This is a genomic window from Mesorhizobium sp. M2A.F.Ca.ET.039.01.1.1 (genome assembly GCF_003998035.1).
GTDB lineage: Bacteria > Pseudomonadota > Alphaproteobacteria > Rhizobiales > Rhizobiaceae > Mesorhizobium.
On sequence record NZ_RZRY01001476.1, the window covers coordinates 1 to 523 of the forward strand.

A 523-nucleotide genomic window follows, 5' to 3' on the forward strand; every position below is an offset into this window, starting at 1 on the left:
CGGTCAACCACGGCCGCACCGATTCCACCGACGGGCGGGTATTCCCATATGTCTTCCCGCTGCTGCTCAACCCCTACAGCGAGACCTCCGGCATCGTGAACTACATCGCCGCCAAGGAAGGTGGCATCGACAAGCTGAAGGGCAAGAAGATCGTCGTGCTCTATCACGGCTCGCCCTACGGCAAGGAGACGATCCCGATCTATGAATTACTGGCGCAGAAATACGGCTTCACCGTGCAGCAGATCGAGGTGCCGCATCCCGGCAACGAGCAGCAGTCGCAGTGGCTGACGATCCGCCGCGCCAAGCCGGACTTCGTCGTGCTGCGCGGCTGGGGCGTGATGAACCCGGTGGCGCTGAAGACGGCGGTCAAGGTCGGCTACCCGGTCGACCATATTATCGGCAACGTCTGGTCGAACTCTGAAGAAGACGTCATCCCGGCCGGCGACGCCGCCAAGGGCTACACGGCCATCACCACGCAGGCCTCCGGCAACACCTATCCGGTGGTGCAGGAGATCGTGAAGAC

The 523-nt window shown here is 62.5% G+C and carries 1 protein-coding gene; it reads left to right on the forward strand.

Annotation, left to right across the window (positions count from 1 at the left end; genetic code table 11):
• Positions 1-523, forward strand: a 523-nt coding sequence (locus tag EOA24_RS40530) for an ABC transporter substrate-binding protein (protein WP_145992595.1), incomplete at both ends; no start/stop codon positions are given.